This is a genomic window from Streptomyces fradiae (genome assembly GCF_041270065.1).
GTDB lineage: Bacteria > Actinomycetota > Actinomycetes > Streptomycetales > Streptomycetaceae > Streptomyces.
On sequence record NZ_CP065958.1, the window covers coordinates 2,773,031 to 2,795,103 of the forward strand.

The window sequence follows — 22,073 nt, forward strand, 5'->3', positions numbered from 1 at the left end:
GGGCCCGGAGGGTTGAGCGAGGGGGCCCAGTCGCCTACAGATGCGTCGGCTCGAACATCCGCAGCAGGGCCGGGAGGACCACCACCGACGGGCCCGGGGTCTTCAGGGCCGCGGCGAGGTCCGAGGCGAGGGAGTCCGGGGTGGTGAGGGTGGCCGGGACGGCGAAGGATTCGGCGAGGGCGACGAAGTCTGGGCGGGTGAGTTCGGTGGCGGTGGCCGCGCCGAAGGCGTCCGTCATGTACTCGCGCAGGATGCCGTAGCCGCCGTCGTCGACGATCAGCCAGGTGACGTCGAGCTCGTACTGCTTCGCCGTGGCCAGCTCCGCGATCGAGTACATCGCGCCGCCGTCGCCCGACACCGCGAGGACCGGGCGGGTCGGGTCGGCCACGGCGGCGCCCAGCGCGGCGGGGAAGGCGTAGCCGAGGCCGCCGGCGCCCTGGGCCGAGTGCATCGTGTTCGGGTGGCGCGCGTCGAAGGCGGACCAGGCCCAGTAGGCCAGGATCGTCATGTCCCAGAAGCTCGGGGCCCGGGACGGGAGCGCCTCGCGGACCGCCGCCACGACCCGCTGCTCCAGGTCCAGGTCCTGGGCGGCGAGGCGGTCCCGGACCTTCGCGAGCAGGGCGGCGACCCGCTCCGGGGCGGCCGGGTCCTCCCGTACCGCCACCGTCTCCAGGAGCGCCTGCAGCGCGAGGCGGGCGTCCGCGTGGATGCCGAGCGCCGGGTGGTTGGACTCCAGCTTGCCCGCGTCGGCCTCGATCTGGATCACCCGGCCGCGCGGGGCGAAGGTGTGGTAGTTCGAGGACAGCTCGCCGAGGCCGGAGCCGACCACGAGGAGCACGTCCGCGTCCTCCAGGAAGTCCGTGGTGTGCCGGTCCTCCAGCCAGGACTGCAGGGAGAGCGGGTGCTGCCACGGGAAGGCGCCCTTGCCGCCGAAGGTCGTCACGACCGGCGCCGCGATCCGCTCGGCGAGCGCCCGCAGCTTGCCGGAGGCGTCCGAGCGGACCACCCCGCCGCCCGCGATGATCACGGGGCGCTCGGCGTGCGCCAGCAGGTGCGCGGCGACGGCCGTCAGCTCGGGCCGCGGCGGGATCTCGTCGGGCGTCGCGTCCATGGCCGTGACCACCGGCAGCGTCGTCTCCGCGAGCAGCACGTCCTGCGGGATCTCCACCCACACCGGCCCGTGCGGGGCGGTGAGCGCGGACTGCCAGGCGGCGGCGATCGCGGACGGGATCTGCGACTGCGTCCGCACGGTGTGCACGGACTTCACGACGTCCCGGAAGGACGCCTGCTGGTCGCGCAGCTCGTGGAGGTAGCCGTGCCGGCCGCCGCCGAGCCCGGCGCCCGGGATCTGGCTCCCGATCGCGAGCACGGGCGCGGACGCGGCCGCCGCCTCCTGCAGCGCGGCGAGCGACATCAGCGCCCCGGGGCCGGTGGACAGCAGCAGCGGGGCCGCCTCGCCGGTGATCCGCCCGTACGCGTCGGCCGCGAAGCCCGCGTTGTTCTCGACCCGCAGTCCGACGTACCGCAGGTCGGAGCGGCGCAGCGCGTCGAACATGCCGAGCGCGTGCTGCCCCGGGAGCCCGAAGACCGTCGTGGCGCCGAGTCCGCTGAGGCTCTCGACGACCAGGTCCCCGCCGGTCCGCCCGGCGGGCGGGTGGAGGGCCGCCGCGGTCTGCGCGGGCGTCGGGCGCAGGACCAGGTCGTGGTCGTGGGTCATGGGCCGGCTCCTTGGGGCGTGGGCGTGGGCGTGGTCGGGCGCGTACGCGAGGATGCCCGGCCCGGCCGACCGTGAAGGCCGGCGGGCCGGGCACCCCCGGAAATTATCGGCTCCGCGCGATTACCGGCTCGCCGCGATCTGCCGCGACATGATCGTCGTCAGCTCGTACGCCGTGTGCGAGGCCGCTACCGCGGTGATCTCGGCGTGGTCGTAGGCCGGGGCGACCTCCACCACGTCGGCCGAGACCAGGTTGCAGGAGGACAGGCCGCGCAGGATCTCCAGGAGCTCGCGGGAGGTCATGCCGCCCGCCTCGGGGGTGCCGGTGCCGGGGGCGTGGGCCGGGTCGAGGCAGTCGATGTCGATGGAGATGTAGAGCGGGCGGTCGCCGATGCGCTGGCGCAGCTGGTCGGCGACCTCGTCGGCGCCGCGGCGGTAGATGTCCGCGGAGGTGACGATGCCGAAGCCCATCTTCTCGTCGTCGGTGAGGTCCTGCTTGCCGTAGAGCGGGCCGCGGGTGCCGACGTGCGAGAGGGCGGAGGTGTCGAGGATGCCCTCCTCGACGGCGCGGCGGAACGGGGTGCCGTGGGTGTACTCGGCGCCGAAGTACGTGTCCCAGGTGTCGAGGTGCGCGTCGAAGTGGAGCAGGGCGACCGGGCCGTGCTTCTTGGCCACCGAGCGCAGCAGCGGCAGCGCCACGGTGTGGTCGCCGCCCAGGGTCATCATGCGGGCGCCGGTGGCGAGCAGGTCGTCGGCGGCGGCCTCGATGGTCTCGACGGCCTCGTTGATGTTGAACGGGTTGGCCGCGATGTCACCGGCGTCGGCGACCTGCGCGAGGGCGAACGGGGAGGCGTCCTGCGCCGGGTTGTACGGGCGGAGCAGGCGGGAGGCCTCGCGGATCGCGTTGCCGCCGAAGCGGGCGCCGGGGCGGTAGGAGACGCCGCTGTCGAAGGGGATGCCGACCACGGCGACGTCGGCGGTGCCGACCTCGTCGAGCCGCGGCAGCCGGGCGAACGTCGCGGGACCGGCGTACCGCGGGATGCGGGACGAGTCGATCGGGCCGCGCGGGGTGTTCTGGTCGCTGCTGCTCATGGTCGGTCCTCCTGGGATGTATCGGTCCGGAGATGGATCGGTCCGGCGACTCGACAGTAGGGGGCCGGACAGCGACGGAGAAGTGTGCGTTTCCTCCACAGTACGGCCGTGTGGTGTACGAAGGATCCATGACCACGTCCGCCGCGCCGGAGCCCGCGCCTCCCACCTCCCCCGTCCCGCTCGCCGCGCTGCTCGCCCGGCGGGACCTCGGGCTCCGGCTGCTGGCCGGGCCGAGGGACGTACCGCTGCACTGGGTGCACGCCTCGGAGATGGCCGACCCGTACCCGTATCTGCTCGGCGGCGAGCTGCTGCTCACGGCGGGCGTACAGCTCGCCGACCCGGCGCGGTTCGTGGAGCGGGTGGTCGAGGCGGGTGCGGCGGCGCTCGGGTTCGGCGTCACGCCGGTGTACGACACGGTGCCGGCCGCGCTCGTCGGGGCCTGCGAGCGGCTCGGTCTGCCGCTGATCGAAGTGCCGCCCGAGACACCGTTCACGGCGGTGGCGCGGGCGCTGTGGCGGCTGATGGCGGAGGCCCGGCTGCACGAGCTGCGCCGGGTGAGCGAGGCCCAGCAGTCCCTGGCGACCGCCGCGGCCCGCCCGGCGCCGGTGCCGGCCGTGCTCGGCGCGCTCGCCTCCCGGCTCGGCGGGCGCGCGGTGCTCTTCGACCCCGCCGGTACGGAGTCGGCGGCGGCCGGCCGCGCGATCCCGCCGGAGGCGGCCCGGGCCCTCGCGGACCTGGCGGGCGTGGTCGGGGGCCCCGGCCCGGCGGCCCGGCCTCCGCGAGCGGGGACGGCGGCGGGCTGCGGCTCGCCGCGTACGCGCTCGGCGGCGGCGACGGCATGGCCCTCGGGATCGCGACCGAGGGGCGCGCGCCCGGCGACCACACCATCGCCGGGGTCGCCGTCGTCCTGCTCTCGCTGCTCACCGCACCGCACCGGGCCGCCGATGTCTCGGTACGGGACGGGGCCCTGGCCCGGCTGCTGCTCGGCGCACCGGTGGCCGAGGCCGCGGCGGCCCTCTCCCCCGGCCCGTGGACGGTGGTGCACGCCCGGGGCGGCGACGGCACCCCGTTCGCGGCGGCGGCGCTCGCGGCGGCCCTGGGCACGGACCTGGTGGACCCGGGCGCGGGCGCCGGGTCCGCGGGCGCCGGGATGGGGCTCGGCAGGACGGCCGGCCACGGATCCGGCGCGGACCCCGGCAGGACCCGGTCCGGAGAGGCGCCGGGCGCCCCGGAGGGTCCAGGCGCCGGGGAGGGCCGCCCCGGGGTCGTACGGCTCCTGCTCCCGCCGGGGGCCGCCGCCTCCGTCGCCGCCAAGCCCGGCTGGAGCCTCGGCGTCAGCGCCCCCGCCGAACCGACCGCCCTCGCCGCCGCCGACGCCCAGGCGGCCCGCGCCCTGCGCCGCGCCGAGGCCACCCGCACCCCTCTGGTCCGGCACCGCGCGAACGGCCTGGCCGGCCTCGTGGACCCGGCCGAGGCCGCCACCCACGCGCGCGTGCTGCTCGCCCCGCTCAGCGAGCCGCAGACCGAGACCCTGCGCACCTGGCTCTCCCTGCACGGCAGTTGGGACCGCACGGCGGTGGCCATGGACATCCACCGCAACACCGTCCGCCAGCGGATCGCCCGGATCGCGACCCTCCTCGACCGCGACCTGGACGACCCGGACGTACGGATGGAGCTGTGGTTCGCCCTCGGCAGCGCCCGGGCCGAATAGACCTCGCTCTCCCCGCGGGCTCCCCGCGGGCCGGTGCTGGATCACAGTCCAGAACTCTGGACACTTTCAACAACCCACGGGTAACTTGGACTGAGCAAGCGCTTAGACAAGCGTTGCGCCGGACCAGGACAGGACCCGAAGGAGGCGGCTCGTGCGCCGTACCGTATTCAACGAGGACCACGAGGCGTTCCGGGAGACCATCCGGGCCTTCATCGAGGCCGAGGTCGTCCCCGTCTACGACGAGTGGTTCGCCGCCGGCCAGGCGCCGCGCGACTTCTACCACAAGCTCGGCGAGCTGGGCATCTTCGGCATCAACGTGCCGGAGGAGTTCGGCGGCGCCGGTCTGGACACCCACAAGTTCGAGGCCGTCCTCTACGAGGAGACCGCCCGCGCCGGCGTGCAGTTCGGCGGCTCCGGCGTGCACGTCCTGCTGGCGCTCCCGTACATCAAGATGCTCGCCTCCGACGAGCAGAAGAAGCGCTACCTGCCGAAGTTCGTCTCCGGCGAGGAGATGTGGGCCCTCGCGATGACCGAGCCGGGCACCGGCTCCGACGTCGCGGGCATGAAGACCACCGCCAAGCTCTCCGAGGACGGCACGCACTACGTCCTCAACGGCGCCAAGACCTTCATCACCGGCGGCGTCCACGCCGACCGCGTGATCGTCTGCGCCCGCACCTCCGCCCCGTCGGCCGAGGACCGCCGCTTCGGCATCTCCCTCTTCGCCGTGGACACCAAGTCCGAGGGCTACTCCATCGGCCGCAAGCTGGACAAGCTCGGCCTGCGCACCTCCGACACCGCCGAGCTCGCGTTCGTCGACGTCAAGGTGCCGGTCGAGGACCTGCTCGGCGAGGAGGGCAAGGGCTTCTACTACCTCGGCCACAACCTCGCCTCCGAGCGCTGGGGCATCGCCTTCGGCGCGTACGCGCAGGCCAAGGCCGCCGTGCGGTTCGCCCAGCAGTACGTCACCGACCGCACGGTCTTCGGCAAGCCGGTCGCGCACTTCCAGAACACCAAGTTCGAGCTGGCCGCCTGCCAGGCCGAGGTGGACGCGGCCGAGGCCGTCGCCGACCGCGCCCTGGAGGCCCTGGACGCGGGCGAGCTGACCCCGGCCGAGGCCGCCTCCGCCAAGCTCTTCTGCACCGAGGTCGCGCACCGCGTGATCGACCGCTGCCTCCAGCTGCACGGCGGCTACGGCTACATGAACGAGTACCCGATCGCCCGCCTGTACGCGGACAACCGCGTCAACCGCATCTACGGCGGCACCAGCGAGATCATGAAGTCGATCATCGCCAAGTCGATGGGCCTGTAAGTGCCGGAGGCAACACCCACGGCACTGGATGCCCTGCTCGATCTGCTCGACCTGGAGCGGATCGAGCGGGACATCTTCCGCGGCGAGTCCCGGTCCGCGCTCGTCCCCCGCGTCTTCGGCGGCCAGGTGGCCGCCCAGGCGCTGGTGGCGGCGGGCCGGACGGTCCCGGCCGACCGGCTCGCCCACTCGCTCCACGCGTACTTCCTGCGCCCCGGCGACCCGGGCGCGCCGATCGTCTACAACGTGGACCGCATCCGCGACGGACGTTCCTTCACCACCCGCCGGGTCGTCGCCGTCCAGCACGGCCAGCCGATCTTCCACCTCTCGGCGTCCTTCCAGACGTACGAGGAGGGGCTCGACCACCAGGCGGATATGCCGCCCGCCCCGGACCCGGAGTCGCTGCCCACGCCGGCCGAGATGCTGCCCCGCCACCTCCCCCGCGAGGTCGCGGACCGGCTGATCGAGGCGCGGGCGGCGGTGGACCTGCGCTATGCCGAGACGCCCCCGTGGGGGACGGTCGGGCAGCCGCGCGAGCCGCGCTCCCAGGTCTGGTTCCGCACCAACGGCAAACTGGCCGACGACCCGCTGCTGCACGTCGTGCTCGCGACGTACGTCTCCGACATGACGCTGCTCGACTCCATCCTGCTCGCGCACGGGCGCGGCGGCTGGGCGGTCGGCGACGTCGTGGGGGCCTCGCTCGACCACGCGATGTGGTTCCACCGCCCCTTCCGGGCGGACGAGTGGCTGCTGTACGACCAGGAGTCGCCGACCGCGTCCGGCGGGCGCGGTCTGGGCCAGGCCCGGATCTACACGCAGGACGGGCGGCTCGCGATCTCCGTCATCCAGGAGGGTGTCGTTCGCGTCCCGCGCTGACGCCCGGACATACTGTCCGACTTATGTCGGAAAACGGTGAAAGCACCACCACGGTGATGGTCGCGGCGGTGGCGAACCTCGGGATCGCCGCCGCCAAGGCCGTCGCGGGCGTGATCAGCGGATCGAGCGCGATGCTCTCCGAGGCGGCCCACTCGGTGGCCGACACCGTGACCGAGGGCATGCTGCTCACCGCGCTCCGGCGGGGCAGCCGCCCGGCCGACGAGGACCATCCGCTCGGGCACGCGGGCGAGCGCTATGTGTGGGCGCTGCTCGCGGCGGTGGCGACCTTCGTGGGCGGCGCCGTCTTCTCCTTCTACGACGGCATCCACACGCTCGTGCAGGGCGAGGAGCTCGGCGATCCGCTCGTCTCGTACATCGTGCTCGGCATCGCCGCCGTCCTGGAGGGCTTCTCGCTGCGAACCGCGATCCGGCAGGTCAGCGCGGAGGCCCAGCGCGCCGCGGCGCCGTTCTCCCGCTATCTGCGGCTCACCCCCGACACGACCGTCAAGGCCGTCGTCATGGAGGACTCCGCCGCCCTGGCCGGTCTGATGCTCGCGGCCGGCGGGCTGCTCGGCGGGCAGATCACCGGCTCCGGCGTGTGGGACGGCGTCGCCTCGATCCTCATCGGCTGCCTGCTCGTGTACGTGGCCTGGGTCCTGGGCCGCTCCAACGCCGAGCTCCTGGTGGGCCGGGCCCTGCCGCCGCGGATGCGGGACGCGGTACGGGACGAGCTCCTCGCGGTGGACCACGTGGTCTCCGTCCTGGACCTCACGACCCTGATCCAGGGCCCGGAGGAGGTCCTGGTCGCCGCGAAGGTCGACTTCCGCGACGTGGCCTCGGCCGAGCAGGTCGAGCTGGCCTGCGAGGACGCCGAACGGCGGCTCCGGGCCCGCTTCCCGTCCGTCCGGCGCGTCTATCTGGACCCGACGCCGGGCCGCGGTTGAGCACGGCCCCCGCCCACCCCCGGCCACACGCCCGGCCGCACCCCGACCCGTCAGGCCGTCCGTCAGGCGTTCGTCAGACCCGCCGCGTCCAGCACGTACGCCGTCATCGGCTCGTAGTAGCGCGGGTCCACGACGTGGTCGTCGAGCGGGATCGTGACCTGCATGGTGCCCTCGGCCTCGGCGAGGAAGAGCGCCGGGTCGTTGCAGTCGGCGTAGCCCATGGACTCCAGGCCGCGCTGGGCGGCGCGGCCCGCCCAGCCGTGGTCGGCGACGACCAGGTCCGGCGCGGGCTCGCCGAGCGCGTCCAGGCCGTCCAGGATCGCGTTCATGGGCTCCGGGGAGTGGGTGTGCCACAGGCTGGCGCCCCGCTCGAAGACGGCGACGTCGGCGAACTGCACCACGTACCCCTCGTCGGCGGTCAGCCCGCCGGGGATCCGCACGATGTCGCAGCCGCGCGCCCGCAGCGCGGCGGCGATCCGGCTGTGCGCGTCGATCAGCGAGCCGGGGTGCCCGGTCGCGAACAGCACGCGCTCCTTCGCGGCGGCGGCCTTGGCGAGCCGCGCGGCCATCCGGTCGAGCGCCGCCACGGTCAGCTCCGGGTCGATGGTGTCCTGCCCGGTCCGGTGCGCCGGGTCGTCGACGACGCCGCACCGCTCGGCCATCACGGCGAGCACGTCCTGCTCGTCCGTCCACCGGTCGCCGAACTCGAGGCCGAACCAGTAGTGGCGGTCGCCGTTGGCGAGCTTCCGGTAGTGGCTGAGGTTGTTGTCGCGCGGGGTGGCCACGTCCCCGGCGATACGGGTCCGGACGAGGTGCTCGACGAGGTCGGCGCGGCTGAGTATCGGCATGGCCCCCATTCTGCCGTTCCCACCGCCCCGCCGGGCCGCCGCCCACACGATGGACGGGGCCCGTCTCGGGGCCCGCGGGTCGGAGGCCCAGGTTCCGCCGAACGGAGGACCGGATTCCACCGGACCGGCCGCACTGGCCCCGCGCCTCGCGCCTCGCCCTACTCCGCCCCCAGCGCCCCGAACGCCCCGTGCGCCAGTTCCCGCAGCAGCCGTTCCATCGGCTCGCGGCCCAGGGGGGCGCCCAGGTGCGGGGTGGAGTTGAGGAGGCCGAAGACGGCGTGGACGGCGGCGCGGACCTCGTATTCGCCGGCGCCGGGGTACAGGTCGCGGACGACGGCGACCCACAGCTCCACGTACTGGCGCTGGAGCTGGCGGACCCGCTTGCGGTCCTCGTCCTTGAGGCGGTCGAGCTCGCGGTCGTGGAGGGTGATCAGCGGGCGGTCGTCGAGGGCGAAGTCGATGTGCCCGTCGATGAGCGAGCGCAGCACCGCGCGCGGGTCGCCGTCGGACTCGGCGACCCGCAGCCGGCCGCCGTCGAGCAGCCGCTCGCTGATGCCGACGAGCAGCTCGGCGAGCATCGCGTCCTTGCCGGGGAAGTGCCGGTAGAGCCCGGGGCCGCTGATGCCGACCGCGGCTCCTATCTCGTCCACGCCCACCCCGTGGAAGCCGCGCTCGGCGAAGAGGCGGGCGGCCTCCTTGAGGATCTGCTCGCGTCGCGTCGGGGCGTCGGTCCGGCCGGAAGAGGACGGGGTCGGCGTCGGGGTGGTGGTCATGGATTCGATTCTAGACAGCGGGGTTAGCGGTCGTTAACCTTGGCGGCATACGTTAACGCTCATTAACCGAGTGGACCGACCGAGCAAGGGAGCTCGACGGATGCAGCAGGCACCTGTGCTGACGAGTGCGGCGGATCCCGCCTCGCCGGCCTGGCAGGCCAACGAGGCGGCCCATCACGAGCTCGCCGCGACCCTGCGCGGCAAGCTCGCCGAGGCGGCGCTCGGCGGCGGCGAGAAGGCCCGCGCCCGGCACACCGCGCGCGGCAAGCTGCTGCCGCGCGACCGGGTGGACACCCTCCTGGACCCGGGCTCGCCCTTCCTGGAGCTGGCCCCGCTCGCGGCGAACGGGATGTACGGCGACCAGGCCCCCGCCGCCGGCGTCATCGCCGGCATCGGCCGGGTCTCGGGCCGCGAGTGCGTGATCGTCGCCAACGACGCGACCGTCAAGGGCGGCACGTACTACCCGATGACGGTGAAGAAGCACCTCCGCGCCCAGGAGGTGGCCCTGGAGAACCGTCTCCCCTGCCTCTACCTGGTCGACTCCGGCGGCGCCTTCCTGCCGATGCAGGACGAGGTCTTCCCGGACCGCGAGCACTTCGGCCGGATCTTCTTCAACCAGGCCCGGATGTCCGGCGCCGGCATCCCGCAGATCGCGGCGGTCATGGGCTCCTGCACGGCCGGCGGCGCGTACGTCCCGGCGATGAGCGACGAGGCCGTGATCGTGCGCAACCAGGGCACGATCTTCCTCGGCGGCCCGCCTCTGGTGAAGGCCGCGACCGGCGAGGTCGTCACGGCCGAGGAGCTCGGCGGCGGCGAGGTCCACTCGCGGATCTCCGGCGTCACCGACCACCTCGCCGAGGACGACGCCCACGCCCTCCGGATCGTCCGCAACATCGTCGCCACCCTCCCCGAGCGCGGCCCGCTCCCCTGGTCGGTCGAGCCGGCCGAGGAGCCGAAGGTCGACCCGATGGGTCTTTACGGGGCGGTGCCGGTGGACTCCCGCACCCCGTACGACGTGCGCGAGGTGATCGCGCGGATCGTGGACGGCTCCCGCTTCCAGGAGTTCAAGTCCGAGTACGGGCAGACCCTGGTCACCGGCTTCGCCCGGATCCACGGGCACCCGGTCGGCATCGTCGCCAACAACGGCATCCTGTTCGCCGAGTCCGCCCAGAAGGGCGCGCACTTCATCGAGCTGTGCGACCAGCGCGGCATCCCGCTGCTGTTCCTGCAGAACATCACCGGCTTCATGGTCGGCAAGGCCTACGAGCACGGCGGCATCGCCAAGCACGGCGCCAAGATGGTGACGGCCGTGGCCACCACGCGCGTGCCGAAGCTGACGGTCGTCGTCGGCGGTTCGTACGGCGCGGGCAACTACTCGATGTGCGGCCGGGCCTACTCCCCCCGCTTCCTGTGGATGTGGCCCAACGCCAAGATCTCGGTCATGGGCGGCGAGCAGGCCGCGTCCGTGCTCGCCACGGTCAAGCGCGACCAGCTCGGCGACGCGTGGAGCGCCGAGGAGGAGACGGCCTTCAAGGAGCCGATCCGCGCCCAGTACGAGACCCAGGGCAACGCCTACTACGCGACCGCCCGCCTCTGGGACGACGGCGTCATCGACCCGCTGGAGACCCGGCAGGTGCTCGGTCTCGCCCTGACCGCCTGTGCCAACGCGCCCCTGGGTGACCCCCAGTTCGGCGTCTTCCGGATGTAAGGGGACTTCGGAACATGCTGTTCGACACAGTGCTCGTCGCCAACCGGGGCGAGATCGCCGTGCGCGTCATCCGCACCCTGCGGGAGCTCGGCGTGCGGTCGGTCGCCGTCTACAGTGACGCGGACGCCGACGCCCGGCACGTACGGGAGGCGGACACGGCGGTACGGATCGGGCCCGCGCCGGCCTCGGAGTCGTACCTCTCGGTCCCCGCCCTGCTCGACGCGGCCCGCCGCACCGGCGCGCAGGCCGTCCACCCCGGCTACGGCTTCCTCGCGGAGAACGCGGCCTTCGCCCGGGCCTGCGCGGAGGCGGGGCTGGCCTTCATCGGGCCCTCGGCCGAGGCGATCTCGCTCATGGGCGACAAGATCCGGGCCAAGGAGACGGTACGGGCGGCCGGCGTCCCGGTCGTCCCCGGCGCCGCCGACCCGGACATCGAGGCCGCCGCGCACGAGCTCGGCGCGCCCGTGCTCCTCAAGCCTTCGGCGGGCGGCGGCGGCAAGGGCATGCGGCTGGTCCGCGACCTGGCCGTGCTCACCGACGAGATCGCGGCGGCGCGGCGCGAGGCGCGTTCCTCGTTCGGCGACGACACGCTGCTTGTGGAGCGGTGGATCGACCGCCCCCGGCACATCGAGATCCAGGTCCTCGCGGACGCCCACGGCAACGTGGTGCACCTCGGCGAGCGCGAGTGCTCCCTCCAGCGCCGCCACCAGAAGATCATCGAGGAGGCGCCCTCGGTCCTCCTCACCCCGGAGATCCGCGCCTCGATGGGCGCGGCGGCCGTCGAGGCGGCCCGCTCCTGCGGCTATGTCGGCGCGGGCACGGTCGAGTTCATCGTGCCGGGCGGTGACCCTTCCGCGTACTACTTCATGGAGATGAACACCCGCCTCCAGGTCGAACACCCGGTGACCGAGCTCATCACCGGCCTGGACCTGGTGGAGTGGCAGCTCAGGGTCGCGGCCGGCGAACCGCTGGACTTCGGCCAGGACGACGTCCGCCTCGACGGCTGGGCCATCGAGGCCCGCATCTGCGCCGAGGACCCGGCCCGCGGTTTCCTGCCGTCCGGCGGCACGGTCCTCGCCCTCAACGAGCCCTCGGGCGCGGGCATCCGCACCGACTCGGGCCTGAGCGAGGGCACGGAGGTGTCCAGCCTCTACGACCCGATGCTGTCGAAGGTCATCGTCCACGCCAAGGACCGCCCGAGCGCCCTGCGCAAGCTGCGCGCCGCCCTCGCGGACACGGTCACCCTGGGCGTCCCGACGAACGCCGGCTTCCTGCGCAACCTCCTCGCGCACCCGGACGTGGTGTCGGGCGAGCTGGACACGGGTCTGGTGGAGCGGGACGCGGAATCGCTGGTCGACGGGTCGGTACCGGAGGAGGTGTACGCGGCGGCCGCGGCGGTACGGTTCGCGGAGCTCGCCCCGGCGCCCCGGGACGGCTGGACCGACCCCTTCTCCGTACCGAACGGCTTCCGCCTCGGCGGCGCCCCGAAGGCTCTGGCCTTCCCGTTCCGCGTGCCGGGCAACGAGCCGGTCACCGTCCTCGCTCCGAACGGCGCGCAGGTCACGGACCGTTCGGTCAGTGTGACCGTCGACGGGGTCACCCACCACTTCCGGCGGGCCGGGGACTGGCTCGGGCGCGACGGGCACTCCTGGCACGTCCTCGACCACGACCCCGTCGCCGCCGCCCTCTCCGGCGCCCGGCACGGCGGGGCCGACACGCTCGCCGCGCCGATGCCCGGCACCGTCACCGTCGTGAAGGTGGCGGTCGGGGACGAGGTGGAGGCCGGGCAGAGCCTGCTGGTGGTGGAGGCGATGAAGATGGAGCACGTCATCTCCGCGCCGCACGCCGGCACCGTCACTGAGCTGGACGTCACGCCCGGCACGACCGTCGCCATGGACCAGGTCCTGGCCGTGGTGACGCCCCGCGACGAGGAGGACGCATGACCGCCACCGGACTGCCGATGCCCGTGCCGGCCGCGGGGCTGCCCGCACGCGTGCGGATCCACGAAGTGGGGCCCCGCGACGGGCTGCAGAACGAGAAGACCGCCGTACCGACCGACGTGAAGGCGGAGTTCATCCGCCGCCTCGTCGCCGCCGGCCTCACCACCGTCGAGGCGACCAGCTTCGTGCACCCCAAGTGGGTGCCCCAACTGGCCGACGCCGAGGACCTGTTCCCGCAGGTCCGCGACCTGCCCGTACGGCTCCCGGTGCTGGTGCCGAACGAGCGCGGCCTGGACCGGGCGCTCACGCTCGGCGCTCGCGAGGTCGCCGTGTTCGCGTCGGCGACCGAGTCCTTCGCCAAGGCCAACCTCAACCGCACCGTGGACGAGGCGCTCGCCATGTTCGCCCCGGTCGTCACCCGCGCCGCCGAGGCCGGCCTCAAGGTCCGCGGTTATCTCTCGATGTGCTTCGGCGACCCGTGGGAGGGCCCGGTCCCGATCGAGCAGGTCGTCCGGGTCACCAAGGCGCTCGCCGACATGGGCTGCGACGAGCTGAGCCTCGGCGACACGATCGGCGTTGCCACCCCGGGCCACGTCAAGGCGCTGCTCACGGCGCTCAACGAGGCCGGGGTGCCCACCTCCCGTATCGCCGTGCACTTCCACGACACCTACGGGCAGGCCCTCGCCAACGCCTACGCGGCGCTCGAACACGGCGTCACCGTCTTCGACGCGTCCGCCGGCGGCCTCGGCGGCTGCCCGTACGCCAAGTCCGCCACCGGGAACCTCGCCACCGAGGACCTGGTGTGGATGCTCCGCGGCCTCGGCATCGAGACCGGGGTCGACCTGGCCGCCCTCACCGCCACGAGCGGGTGGATGGCCGACCACCTGGGCCGCCCGAGCCCGTCCCGCACCGTTCGCGCGCTCTCCCACAAGGAGTCCTGAGCATGTCCCTCGACCACCGGCTCTCCGAAGAGCACGAGGAACTCCGCCGTACCGTCGAGGCGTTCGCCCACGACGTCGTCGCCCCGAAGATCGGCGACTACTACGAGCGCCACGAGTTCCCGTACGAGATCGTCGCCGAGATGGGCCGCATGGGCCTGTTCGGCCTGCCGTTCCCCGAGGAGTACGGCGGCATGGGCGGCGACTACCTCGCCCTCGGCATCGCCCTGGAGGAGCTGGCCCGGGTCGACTCCTCGGTCGCCATCACCCTGGAGGCGGGCGTCTCGCTCGGCGCCATGCCGCTGCACCTGTTCGGTACGGAGGAGCAGAAGCGCCAGTGGCTGCCGAAGCTGTGCTCCGGCGAGATGCTGGGCGCGTTCGGCCTGACCGAGCCGGGCGCCGGCTCGGACGCGGGCGGCACCCGCACCACCGCCGTCCGGGACGGCGACCACTGGGTCATCAACGGCTCGAAGTGCTTCATCACCAACTCCGGTACGGACATCACGGGTCTGGTCACGGTGACCGCGGTGACCGGCCGCAAGGCGGACGGCCGCCCGCTGATCTCCTCGATCATCGTCCCGTCCGGCACCCCCGGCTTCACGGTCGCCGCGCCCTACTCCAAGGTCGGCTGGAACGCCTCGGACACCCGCGAACTCGCCTTCGACGACGTGCGCGTCCCGGTCGAGAACCTGCTCGGCGAGGAGGGCCGCGGCTACGCGCAGTTCCTGCGGATCCTCGACGAGGGCCGGATCGCGATCTCCGCCCTTGCCACCGGCCTCGCGCAGGGCTGTGTCGACGAGTCCGTGAAGTACGCGAAGGAACGTCACGCCTTCGGCCGCCCGATCGGCGACAACCAGGCCATCCAGTTCAAGATCGCCGACATGGAGATGCGCGCCCACATGGCCCGCATCGGCTGGCGCGACGCCGCCTCCCGCCTCGTCCTCGGCGAGCCCTTCAAGAAGGAGGCGGCCCTCGCGAAGCTGTACTCCTCGACGGTGGCCGTCGACAACGCCCGCGAGGCCACCCAGATCCACGGCGGCTACGGCTTCATGAACGAGTACCCGGTGGCCCGCATGTGGCGCGACTCCAAGATCCTCGAAATCGGCGAGGGTACCAGCGAGGTCCAGCGCATGCTGATCGCCCGCGAGCTGGGCCTCACCGGCTGACCCCTGGTCGACGACTGATGTGAATGCGGCCCGCCGAGTACGCCTCGGCGGGCCGTTCACGTGCCGTAGCGCATCAGGCAGTACGTCGCCTTGCCCAGCAACCTCAGCATCGCGGCCGGGTCGCCGTCCTGGTCCCGCAGCAGCGCGCGGGCGTGTGCGGCCGTCTGCTCGACGATGGCCTGTGCGCGCGCGTCCGCGAGCGTCTTCGCGTACGCCTCGGCCGGACCGACGAGTTGCCCGATGTACAAGCGCAGCCGCCTGCGGACCTCGTCGGCGGCCGGCCCTGTCGCCCGCCCCTCGGCAAGGGCGAGGGCCAGATCCACGTCCCGGCCCATGTCGACCCACGCCGACAACGACGGCTCGGACACGGCGCTCACCGCCCGCCATCCTCGGTCTCGGCCTCGCCGTGCAGCGGTCCCGTACGAGCGAGGAATGCCTCCCAGCCGCGCTGGGCCCGCGCCAACAGACCGGCGGACGGGCCGTATCCGCAATGCGTTTCGCAGGATGTCAGGGCGTGAAGCCGTTCCGGCTCCTGGTTGTTCGTCATCGGGCTCTCCGAACTGATCGCTGACCGGCTGTCACCTTGAGTCAACGGCCGACGAGAGCCGCGAAAGCGCACAAGATGTGCACAAGCGCCAGGGCGTGGGCATCCGAGCCCTGAGAGCATGGGACCAACGCAACGTCGATCGTCGGGAAGCGCCGATATGAGTGCGATCATCGAAGTGCCCGGGCCCGGAGCCAACATCGCCGTCCTGCGGAAGGCACGCGGATGGGGTCAGGACCGGCTGGCCGCCGCTGCCGGGATCTCGACGAGCCTGCTCGGCAAGATCGAGCGCGGCGAACGCGCCTTGTCCCAAGGCGTGGGGGCGTCGCTGGCGCACGCCCTCGGCATCACCCTCGACGAACTGTTGGGCAGGGCGCCGGTGCACGAGGACGACGAGAGCACATTGCGGGCGCTCACCAGGGCGATCCGCCGCTTCGATCTCGCGGGTGATCCGGAGATGACCGAGGCCGAGCTGGGCGCCCGACTTCACGAGATGGTGCTTCTTCGGGAGCGGGCCGACCTGCGCGGTGTCATGACGTGCCTTCCGCGGCTCGTGTCGGCTGCCACGAATCACGCGCACGCGGCCGGCACCCCGGCCGCCTGGGCCAGGGTCGCCGAGGCGTACTCGACCGTCTACTGGCTTGCGGCCAGGCACCGTTGGATGACCCTGGCCGACTTGGCCACCACGAAACAGAAGCTGGCCGCTCAGCAGGCGGACCCGGTCACGGCCGCCATCGCCGTTCGCGACGAAGCGGGCCTGTACCTGAATCACGGGGACTTCGAGGACGGCCTCGCCGTGGTCGACAGCGGCCTGGTGCGCGTGGAGCGTGACGCCCCCGCGGGCCCCGGCCGTCTGTACGCCCTGGGGGTGCTGCACCTTCGCGGGCTCACCCTCGCCGGGCGCCTCGGGGACCGACGCACAGCCGACCTGCACATCGCGAAAGCGTGCGATCTCGCCGAGGAGTTGGGTCAGGACACCAGCCGTCTCGGCATCCACTTCGGCACCCAGGACCTCGGCGTTCACATCGTCGCGACCTCGGCCGACCTCGGCCGGCATGTGGAGGGCATCGCCGCGATGGACGCCCTCCGCGCGCTGGAGAGGGTGGGACGACTGACGCTGCCCGCGACTCGGACCAGCCCGCTGCACATGAACGTCGCACGCTCGAAGCTGGCCCTCGGCGATCGGGACGGAGCCTTGGAGGAGTTGGAAGAAGCATGGGCCCTGGCGCCGCAGATGGCGCGGGTCCACCCCACGGCTCAGGAGTTGTTGCGCGTCCTGACCTCGCTCCACAAGCGGAGCAATCCCCGGCTCACGACGTTGGCCAGGCGAGCGAAGATCCAGTTCTGAGCCTGAGCAGGTCACCCACAAGTGGCATATTCACACAACGCGTCCATGTGAACACTCTGTGTGCGGTACGGTTCACGCAAATCGGCCCCCGTGGATGGTTGCACCCATCCGCGAGGGCCTAGACCACTAGTGGAAGACGACTCCACCGTGATGTACCGGCACTTTATCGCGCCCTCGCGCGGCTTCACCCAGTTCTCGCACGACCTCATCCGGCATCCGAGCCTCAACTCCGACGCCGTACGCCTCCTGACCTGGCAGCTTTCCCTCCCCGAAGGCGCCCGCGAGTCACTCTCCCGAACGGCCGAAAAAGCCCGGATCGGGGCATGCGCGTTCACCCGGGCCAAGCGGCAGCTGAAGGCGGCGGGCTTCGTCCACGAGCGGCGGGTCCAAGGACCCGGTGGGCGGTGGGTGACACAACAGCTCGTGTCCAACCGGCCGTTGAGCGAGGCCCAGGCCGCCAAGCTGCTCGGACGGACGCCACCGAGTCCCGTAAATCCGACGGTCGGTGAGCCGACACCCCGGCCCACCGACGGTTATCCAAAGGATGAACACCTAGGGGAGGACAACTCCATCCTTCCCCCCGAGCCGGATCCCGAGCCGGAGCCGACACCGGATGTCCCCGAAGAGGCCCGCGCCGTCGTCGGCACGCTGCCCCTCCTCTCCCCCGCCCTCAAGCACATCCCGCCCGGCATGCGCGACGAACTCGCCCGACTCGCCGCCGCCTGGCTCGCCGCCGGACACACCTCCGCCGCCATCCACGCCCACCTCCTCCGCGGCCTGCCCGGCGGCGACACGCCCGTACACCGACCCGGCGGGCTCGTCCGCTACCTACTCCGCGCGATCCCGCCAGTGGCGCCCCCGCAGCCCCCACCACCCACCGGACCCGGAATCTCCGCCCGACTCGCCGAAACCCGGGAATGCGAAGGCCAGCACGCCCAAGCCACGCTCTTCCGGCCCGTCGGCGACGAGACACTGTGCCGCCAGTGCACGCCCGCCCCGATCGGTCATGGCGGATCCTAGGCAGTCCCTAAACCGTGTAGGTCGTGGGCTTGGGCGCCACCATGTCCGGTGTGGTGCCTTCGACGGTCAGCTTCCCGGTCCACAGCTCGTACCGGTTGCACCAAGGACCACCGAAGTCGATACGCCGGCCGCCGGGCTCCAGCTTCCAGCCTGTCGCTTCCCAGCGGGCGAGGAGATCACCGCAGACGAAGGCCCGGTGGGCTTGCAGCATGATCCACCTGCCCTTGTCGGTCTCCGTCGCCGACTCCTTGTTCATGGCGGCAGCCATCTGCCACAGCCGAGACCAGTCGACACCCGGGGTCAGCGGGCCCACGATGCCGACCTCCCCCAGCCTCCGTTCGTCCAAATGGTGTGTGGCGTAGCCGAAGACGGTTCCGAACATGGCGAAGACGCACGTCCGTGTACGGCCTTCCGCGCCGTTGGCGTGGTGCATACTCTCGGCTCCGATGGCAGCGCGGCCCGGACGTCTTCTCCACGTCCGGGCCGCGCCTTGCTCGATGGTTCAGGTCAGCAGCACGGGCCGTCGCCGCAGCACGCCGGCGCGTTGCAGTCCGCGGCGAACCCCCACAACGACCGGTCCACCTCGAACCCGGCGCCGCGGATCAGATCCATGACGTCCAGCATCAGCCCAGTGGTACGGGTCTTGGAGTTCGGCGCGTGGTGGAGGAAGCGACCGAAGTGCTCCTGGCACCAGTCGGCGTACTCCTGGCTGTGGAGCATGAACGTGTGCCACGCCGGGTCCACGTCCAGGCTGGGCGCCATCACTTCGCCCTTCCCGGTCGTCCCCATGGTCCACAGGAACGCCAGCGCCTCGTTCATGATCCGGCCGGCCATGTCCGCGTCGAGCCTGTACTCCTCGACACAGAACGCGGTCAGCCTGTCGAACAGTTCAGGGCACACAAGGTCCCGGCCACGTCGCAGGGCGACGGGCTTCTCGGGTGCGACCGTCATGAGGAAGTCCTCTCTTCCGTGTGAGTGATCAGCGGGTGCTGGGGGCACCGGGTGTCATGCCAGTAGGTGGGCGTCAGATTCACGGCGTCCTCAGGACGCCGGTAACCGCGCCGGACCGGCTCATTCGGCTCGATCACCTGGCGGCACGCAGGACAGACCTGCCCAGCAGGCGCGTAAGTGCCGTACTCGTCGATGATCGGGCGCTGTGCGGCGGTCGCCATGGTGTCCACCTCTCCGTTGCTTCCGCTGAGAGCGTGGCCTGGGCGCCGGATGCGATCTAGTGGCTTTCCTGTTGCCGCAAGAGTTCGTCGCGGACATGCTCGATGAGGGTGCGCATTGGGTCGCCATAGAGCGCGACCTCGGAGAACCGGTCGAAGGTGTCGGCATAGAGTTGCACGTCCTTCGGATCGGTCGTGGTGATCTCCGAGTGGAATGTCTCCACGATGACAAGTCGGTCGTCGTGGAGGCTGAAACAGGTCATGGGAAAATCCGGCATGCGTGAGCCGATCGGCACGATTCCCAGGGACACCTGCGGAAGTCTGGACACGGAGACAAGACGGTCGAGCTGCAGAGCCATGACGGTCGGCTCGCTGATCAGCCATCGCAGGACGTGTTCGCAGATCAGGAACCGGAAGGACCGGCCGGTGCCATACAGGACGGCTTGTCGCTCGACGCGAGCGGCTACCGTGCGCGCCCTCGTTTCATCAGGAAGCGCCGGAGGCAAGCCGAACACGGCCGTCATGTACTCCGGTGTCTGAAGCAGACCGGGGATGAGTTGTCCCTGAAACAGCCTGAGCACACTGGTACTGGCTTCGATGGCCTTGATGGTGTTCTGGTGCTTCCACGGGCCCATACGGCGCAAGAGACGCCATGCTGTCGCTTCCGTGGCCTCCGCGCGGGCTGTCGCTATGAATTCGTCCTTCGCCTCCTCGGACACACGGAGGGCGGTGAGGATCAGGTCGACGTCCTGGACGGACGGACGAACTTTCTCGTTCTCGATCTTCGACAGCTTGCCCGCAGACATGGAAGCCCTCCGGGCCACGGTGTCGCCGGTCAGTCCCGACGCTTCCCGTAACGCCCGCAGGGCTCTTCCCAGGGACGGCGCGCTCAGCGGTGCCGCTCCCAGTAGGACGCGAAGGGCACAGCGGCGGACAGGGCCGTGTCTCGGTAGGTGCGGTACTCGGCCAGCCGGTCGGCGGGCAGGAGTTCACCGCCGACGAACGCACCGCCCTCGGTGTAGTGCATCCGGTAGACGTCCCGGTCGTCGAACAACCAGAAGTCGTGTTCTGGCAGGTCCATTACGGTCTGCTCGGCGCGATCGATGATGCCGATGGACTCACCGGCCTTGATGTTGCCCGGATAGGCCGCGAGCTCGTAGCGCAGGTAATCGGTGAGCGGCGATGTCAGGACGTGAACGCGGGACACCCGCCTGCCCCGGTCAGTCATGGAGCGCACCCACGGATTGTCGTCCCACTCAGGGCCCATGTCCTCGCCCGCGAAGAAGCGGGCCATCTCCCCCTGCTCCTCCTCCACGTCGTACGTGGCCAGGGTTTCGAGACGGAAAGCGGTCCGCTCGAAGGCGTCGAAGAGCCGGCCGAAGTCCTCGCCGGACACAAGGTCAGAAGCGGCCACGGAAGTACTCCTCAAGCATGGGGGCGGGGATGCGCACGGCCGTCTCACCGGCCGGCAGGTCGAGCTGCGCCAATTCGGCGGGGTCGGTGATCACGTAGCCCTGGACGACGTAGTCGCCCGTGGCCGTCTTGGTCCACAGTGTCGGGCAGGTGCCGTTCTTGCAGTCCGTGTCTCCGGTGAGCTTACGCAGCGGTTCAGCGGTCATGGCTTCCCCTCAGGTCGTCGCGAGTGCCCTGCTCGATGCTTCCGTCCTCCAGTGATCAAGGTCAAGGCCCCCGGCTTTCCAGGACAGGAAAGAACCCACGCCCGCCGCATAGCGGCCCAACCGACCAGTTGACGGGCCTCCGTCGTTTTCGGGTCACCCCGGGGCTGTTGATCCAAGTGAGGTTAGGCTAACCTGCACGTCGTGAGGTAAGCCTTACCTTCCTCGGCCTGCCCTCCGCCTGCCCCCGCCTGCCCGGACGCCGCCCCGGCACCCCGGCACGTACCGAAAGCGACTTCGCCATGCCCAGCACCGCCCGAGCCACCTCCCTCACCCGTCGCGGCCTGCTCGCCGCGGGCGGCGCACTCGGGATCGGCGCCGCGCTCGCCGCGTGCGGCGGGAAAGACGCGAAGGACGGCGGCTCCGCGAAGCCCTCGGCCTCCGGCAAGTCCGGCGCCTGGGAGTTCAAGGACGACCGCGGCCAGACCGTGAAGACGGCGAAGACGCCGAAGAACATCGTCGCCTTCACCGGCATGGCCGCCGCCCTGAAGGACTTCGGCATCGAAGTGAAGGGCGTCTTCGGCCCGACCTACGTCGAGGACCCCAAGACCAAGACGAAGAAGGCCGACGTCCAGGCCGGCGACCTCGACATCTCCAAGGTCACCGTCCTCGGCAACGTCTGGGGCGAGTTCAAGATCGAGGAGTACCTGAAGCTCCAGCCCGAGGTCCTCATCACGGACATGTGGGAGAAGGACGCCCTCTGGTACGTCCCGGAGGAGCAGAAGGACAAGATCCTCAAGATCGCCCCGAGCGTCGCCCTGTGGGCCGCCGGGAAGTCGATGCCCACCGTGCTCCAGCGCCACGTCGACCTCGCCGCCTCGCTCGGCGCCGACGTCAACAGCGCGCAGATCAAGGCGGACAAGGCGCGCTTCGAGGCCGCCGCCGAGCGGGTCCGCAAGGCCGCCAAGGCGAAGAAGGGCATCAAGGTGCTCATCGGCTCCGGCGCCCCCGACACCTTCTACGTCTCCGCCCCGGCCCGCCCCACCGACACCCTCTTCTTCCAGGAGCTGGGCGTCGACCTGATCATCCCGGACAAGCTGGACCCGACCGGCTGGTTCGAGCTGCTCAGCTGGGAGAACGTCGACAAGTACAAGGCCGACGTCATCCTGCTCGACAACCGCACCTCCGCCCTGCAGCCCGAGGCCCTGAAGGCCAAGCCCACCTGGGCCGCGCTGCCCGCCGTCAAGGCCGGCCAGGTCTTCCCGCGCGTCACCGAGCCCATCTACTCGTACGCCAAGTGCGCGCCGCTCCTGGAGGACCTGGCCAAGGCCCTCGAGAACGCCAAGAAGGTGGCCTGACC

Annotated in this window: 21 protein-coding genes and 1 pseudogene; 11 read left to right on the forward strand and 11 right to left on the reverse strand. The window is 71.7% G+C overall.

What is annotated here, in order from left to right; genetic code table 11:
* Positions 1 to 34 precede the first annotated feature (34 nt).
* Both JAO84_RS12425 and speB read right to left on the reverse strand, forming a co-directional pair.
* Entirely contained in the window at positions 35 to 1,717 is a 1,683-nt protein-coding gene (locus JAO84_RS12425; RefSeq protein ID WP_370412929.1) for a thiamine pyrophosphate-binding protein, read from the reverse strand.
* Positions 1,718 to 1,837: 120 nt separating this feature from the next.
* Positions 1,838 to 2,806, reverse strand: coding sequence for an agmatinase (gene speB / locus JAO84_RS12430; protein WP_265862621.1), 969 nt, complete (start codon positions 2,804 to 2,806; stop codon positions 1,838 to 1,840).
* Between the two features lie 128 nt (positions 2,807 to 2,934).
* Between speB and JAO84_RS12435 the strand changes: the two are divergent.
* The 4 genes and pseudogenes from JAO84_RS12435 to JAO84_RS12450 all read left to right on the forward strand — a co-directional run bounded on the left by JAO84_RS12435 (position 2,935) and on the right by JAO84_RS12450 (position 7,643).
* Positions 2,935 to 4,517, forward strand: a pseudogene (locus JAO84_RS12435) (PucR family transcriptional regulator).
* Positions 4,518 to 4,668: 151 nt separating this feature from the next.
* Positions 4,669 to 5,826 (forward strand): acyl-CoA dehydrogenase family protein, encoded by a 1,158-nt coding sequence (locus JAO84_RS12440; RefSeq protein WP_365756740.1) that lies wholly within the window; start codon positions 4,669 to 4,671, stop codon positions 5,824 to 5,826.
* Entirely contained in the window at positions 5,827 to 6,699 is an 873-nt protein-coding gene (locus JAO84_RS12445; protein ID WP_370412930.1) for an acyl-CoA thioesterase, read from the forward strand.
* A gap of 23 nt (positions 6,700 to 6,722) precedes the next feature.
* Entirely contained in the window at positions 6,723 to 7,643 is a 921-nt protein-coding gene (locus JAO84_RS12450; protein ID WP_370412931.1) for a cation diffusion facilitator family transporter, read from the forward strand.
* A 62-nt stretch (positions 7,644 to 7,705) separates the two neighbouring features.
* Here the strand turns inward: JAO84_RS12450 and JAO84_RS12455 are convergent, their stop codons facing one another.
* Positions 7,706 to 8,500, reverse strand: a complete 795-nt coding sequence (locus tag JAO84_RS12455) for a phosphatase (RefSeq protein ID WP_370412932.1) — start codon at positions 8,498 to 8,500, stop codon at positions 7,706 to 7,708.
* 149 nt (positions 8,501 to 8,649) lie between these two features.
* Positions 8,650 to 9,264, reverse strand: coding sequence for a TetR/AcrR family transcriptional regulator (locus JAO84_RS12460; RefSeq protein ID WP_370412933.1), 615 nt, complete (start codon positions 9,262 to 9,264; stop codon positions 8,650 to 8,652).
* Positions 9,265 to 9,364: 100 nt separating this feature from the next.
* Here JAO84_RS12460 and JAO84_RS12465 point away from each other — a divergent pair, with 100 nt between their 5' ends.
* From JAO84_RS12465 to JAO84_RS12480, 4 genes are read left to right on the forward strand one after another with little or no spacing between them, the layout of a single operon-like run.
* Positions 9,365 to 10,972, forward strand: a complete 1,608-nt coding sequence (locus JAO84_RS12465) for a carboxyl transferase domain-containing protein (RefSeq protein WP_370412934.1) — start codon at positions 9,365 to 9,367, stop codon at positions 10,970 to 10,972.
* 14 nt (positions 10,973 to 10,986) lie between these two features.
* Positions 10,987 to 12,915, forward strand: a complete 1,929-nt coding sequence (locus JAO84_RS12470) for a biotin carboxylase N-terminal domain-containing protein (protein ID WP_370412935.1) — start codon at positions 10,987 to 10,989, stop codon at positions 12,913 to 12,915.
* A complete protein-coding gene (locus JAO84_RS12475) occupies positions 12,912 to 13,853 on the forward strand; it encodes a hydroxymethylglutaryl-CoA lyase (RefSeq protein WP_370412936.1) in 942 nt (313 codons plus the stop codon). The genes JAO84_RS12470 and JAO84_RS12475 overlap by 4 nt, the downstream gene beginning before the upstream one ends.
* Before the next feature lie 2 nt (positions 13,854 to 13,855).
* On the forward strand, positions 13,856 to 15,016 hold the full coding sequence (locus JAO84_RS12480) for an acyl-CoA dehydrogenase family protein (protein WP_265862634.1): 1,161 nt from the start codon (positions 13,856 to 13,858) through the stop codon (positions 15,014 to 15,016).
* 56 nt (positions 15,017 to 15,072) lie between these two features.
* On the opposite strand, the gene JAO84_RS12485 is transcribed toward JAO84_RS12480, so the two are convergent.
* Positions 15,073 to 15,393, reverse strand: coding sequence for a hypothetical protein (locus tag JAO84_RS12485; RefSeq protein WP_370412937.1), 321 nt, complete (start codon positions 15,391 to 15,393; stop codon positions 15,073 to 15,075).
* Entirely contained in the window at positions 15,390 to 15,563 is a 174-nt protein-coding gene (locus tag JAO84_RS12490; protein WP_370412938.1) for a hypothetical protein, read from the reverse strand. The genes JAO84_RS12485 and JAO84_RS12490 overlap by 4 nt, the downstream gene beginning before the upstream one ends.
* A 157-nt stretch (positions 15,564 to 15,720) precedes the next feature.
* On the opposite strand from JAO84_RS12490, the gene JAO84_RS12495 reads away from it, so the two are divergent.
* Both JAO84_RS12495 and JAO84_RS12500 read left to right on the forward strand, forming a co-directional pair.
* Positions 15,721 to 16,908: a helix-turn-helix domain-containing protein gene (locus JAO84_RS12495; protein ID WP_370412939.1), complete on the forward strand. Its 1,188-nt coding sequence runs from the start codon at positions 15,721 to 15,723 to the stop codon at positions 16,906 to 16,908.
* Between the two features lie 129 nt (positions 16,909 to 17,037).
* Entirely contained in the window at positions 17,038 to 17,928 is an 891-nt protein-coding gene (locus tag JAO84_RS12500) for a hypothetical protein (RefSeq protein WP_370412940.1), read from the forward strand.
* A 7-nt stretch (positions 17,929 to 17,935) separates the two neighbouring features.
* Here the strand turns inward: JAO84_RS12500 and JAO84_RS12505 are convergent, their stop codons facing one another.
* The 5 genes from JAO84_RS12505 to JAO84_RS12525 form a co-directional block, all read right to left on the reverse strand.
* Positions 17,936 to 18,196: a hypothetical protein gene (locus tag JAO84_RS12505; protein WP_370412941.1), complete on the reverse strand. Its 261-nt coding sequence runs from the start codon at positions 18,194 to 18,196 to the stop codon at positions 17,936 to 17,938.
* A gap of 239 nt (positions 18,197 to 18,435) precedes the next feature.
* A complete protein-coding gene (locus JAO84_RS12510) occupies positions 18,436 to 18,879 on the reverse strand; it encodes a hypothetical protein (RefSeq protein WP_370412942.1) in 444 nt (147 codons plus the stop codon).
* A 277-nt stretch (positions 18,880 to 19,156) separates the two neighbouring features.
* Positions 19,157 to 20,005, reverse strand: coding sequence for a helix-turn-helix domain-containing protein (locus JAO84_RS12515; protein ID WP_370416737.1), 849 nt, complete (start codon positions 20,003 to 20,005; stop codon positions 19,157 to 19,159).
* Positions 19,987 to 20,511 (reverse strand): DUF6879 family protein, encoded by a 525-nt coding sequence (locus JAO84_RS12520; protein WP_370412943.1) that lies wholly within the window; start codon positions 20,509 to 20,511, stop codon positions 19,987 to 19,989. The genes JAO84_RS12515 and JAO84_RS12520 overlap by 19 nt, the downstream gene beginning before the upstream one ends.
* Positions 20,498 to 20,716, reverse strand: coding sequence for a hypothetical protein (locus JAO84_RS12525; protein ID WP_370412944.1), 219 nt, complete (start codon positions 20,714 to 20,716; stop codon positions 20,498 to 20,500). Before JAO84_RS12525 ends, JAO84_RS12520 begins: the two co-directional genes overlap by 14 nt.
* 299 nt (positions 20,717 to 21,015) lie before the next feature.
* On the opposite strand from JAO84_RS12525, the gene JAO84_RS12530 reads away from it, so the two are divergent.
* Positions 21,016 to 22,071 carry an ABC transporter substrate-binding protein gene (locus JAO84_RS12530; protein WP_370412945.1) on the forward strand — a complete coding sequence of 352 codons (1,056 nt, stop codon included), beginning with the start codon at positions 21,016 to 21,018 and terminating at the stop codon, positions 22,069 to 22,071.
* Positions 22,072 to 22,073: the final 2 nt, after the last annotated feature.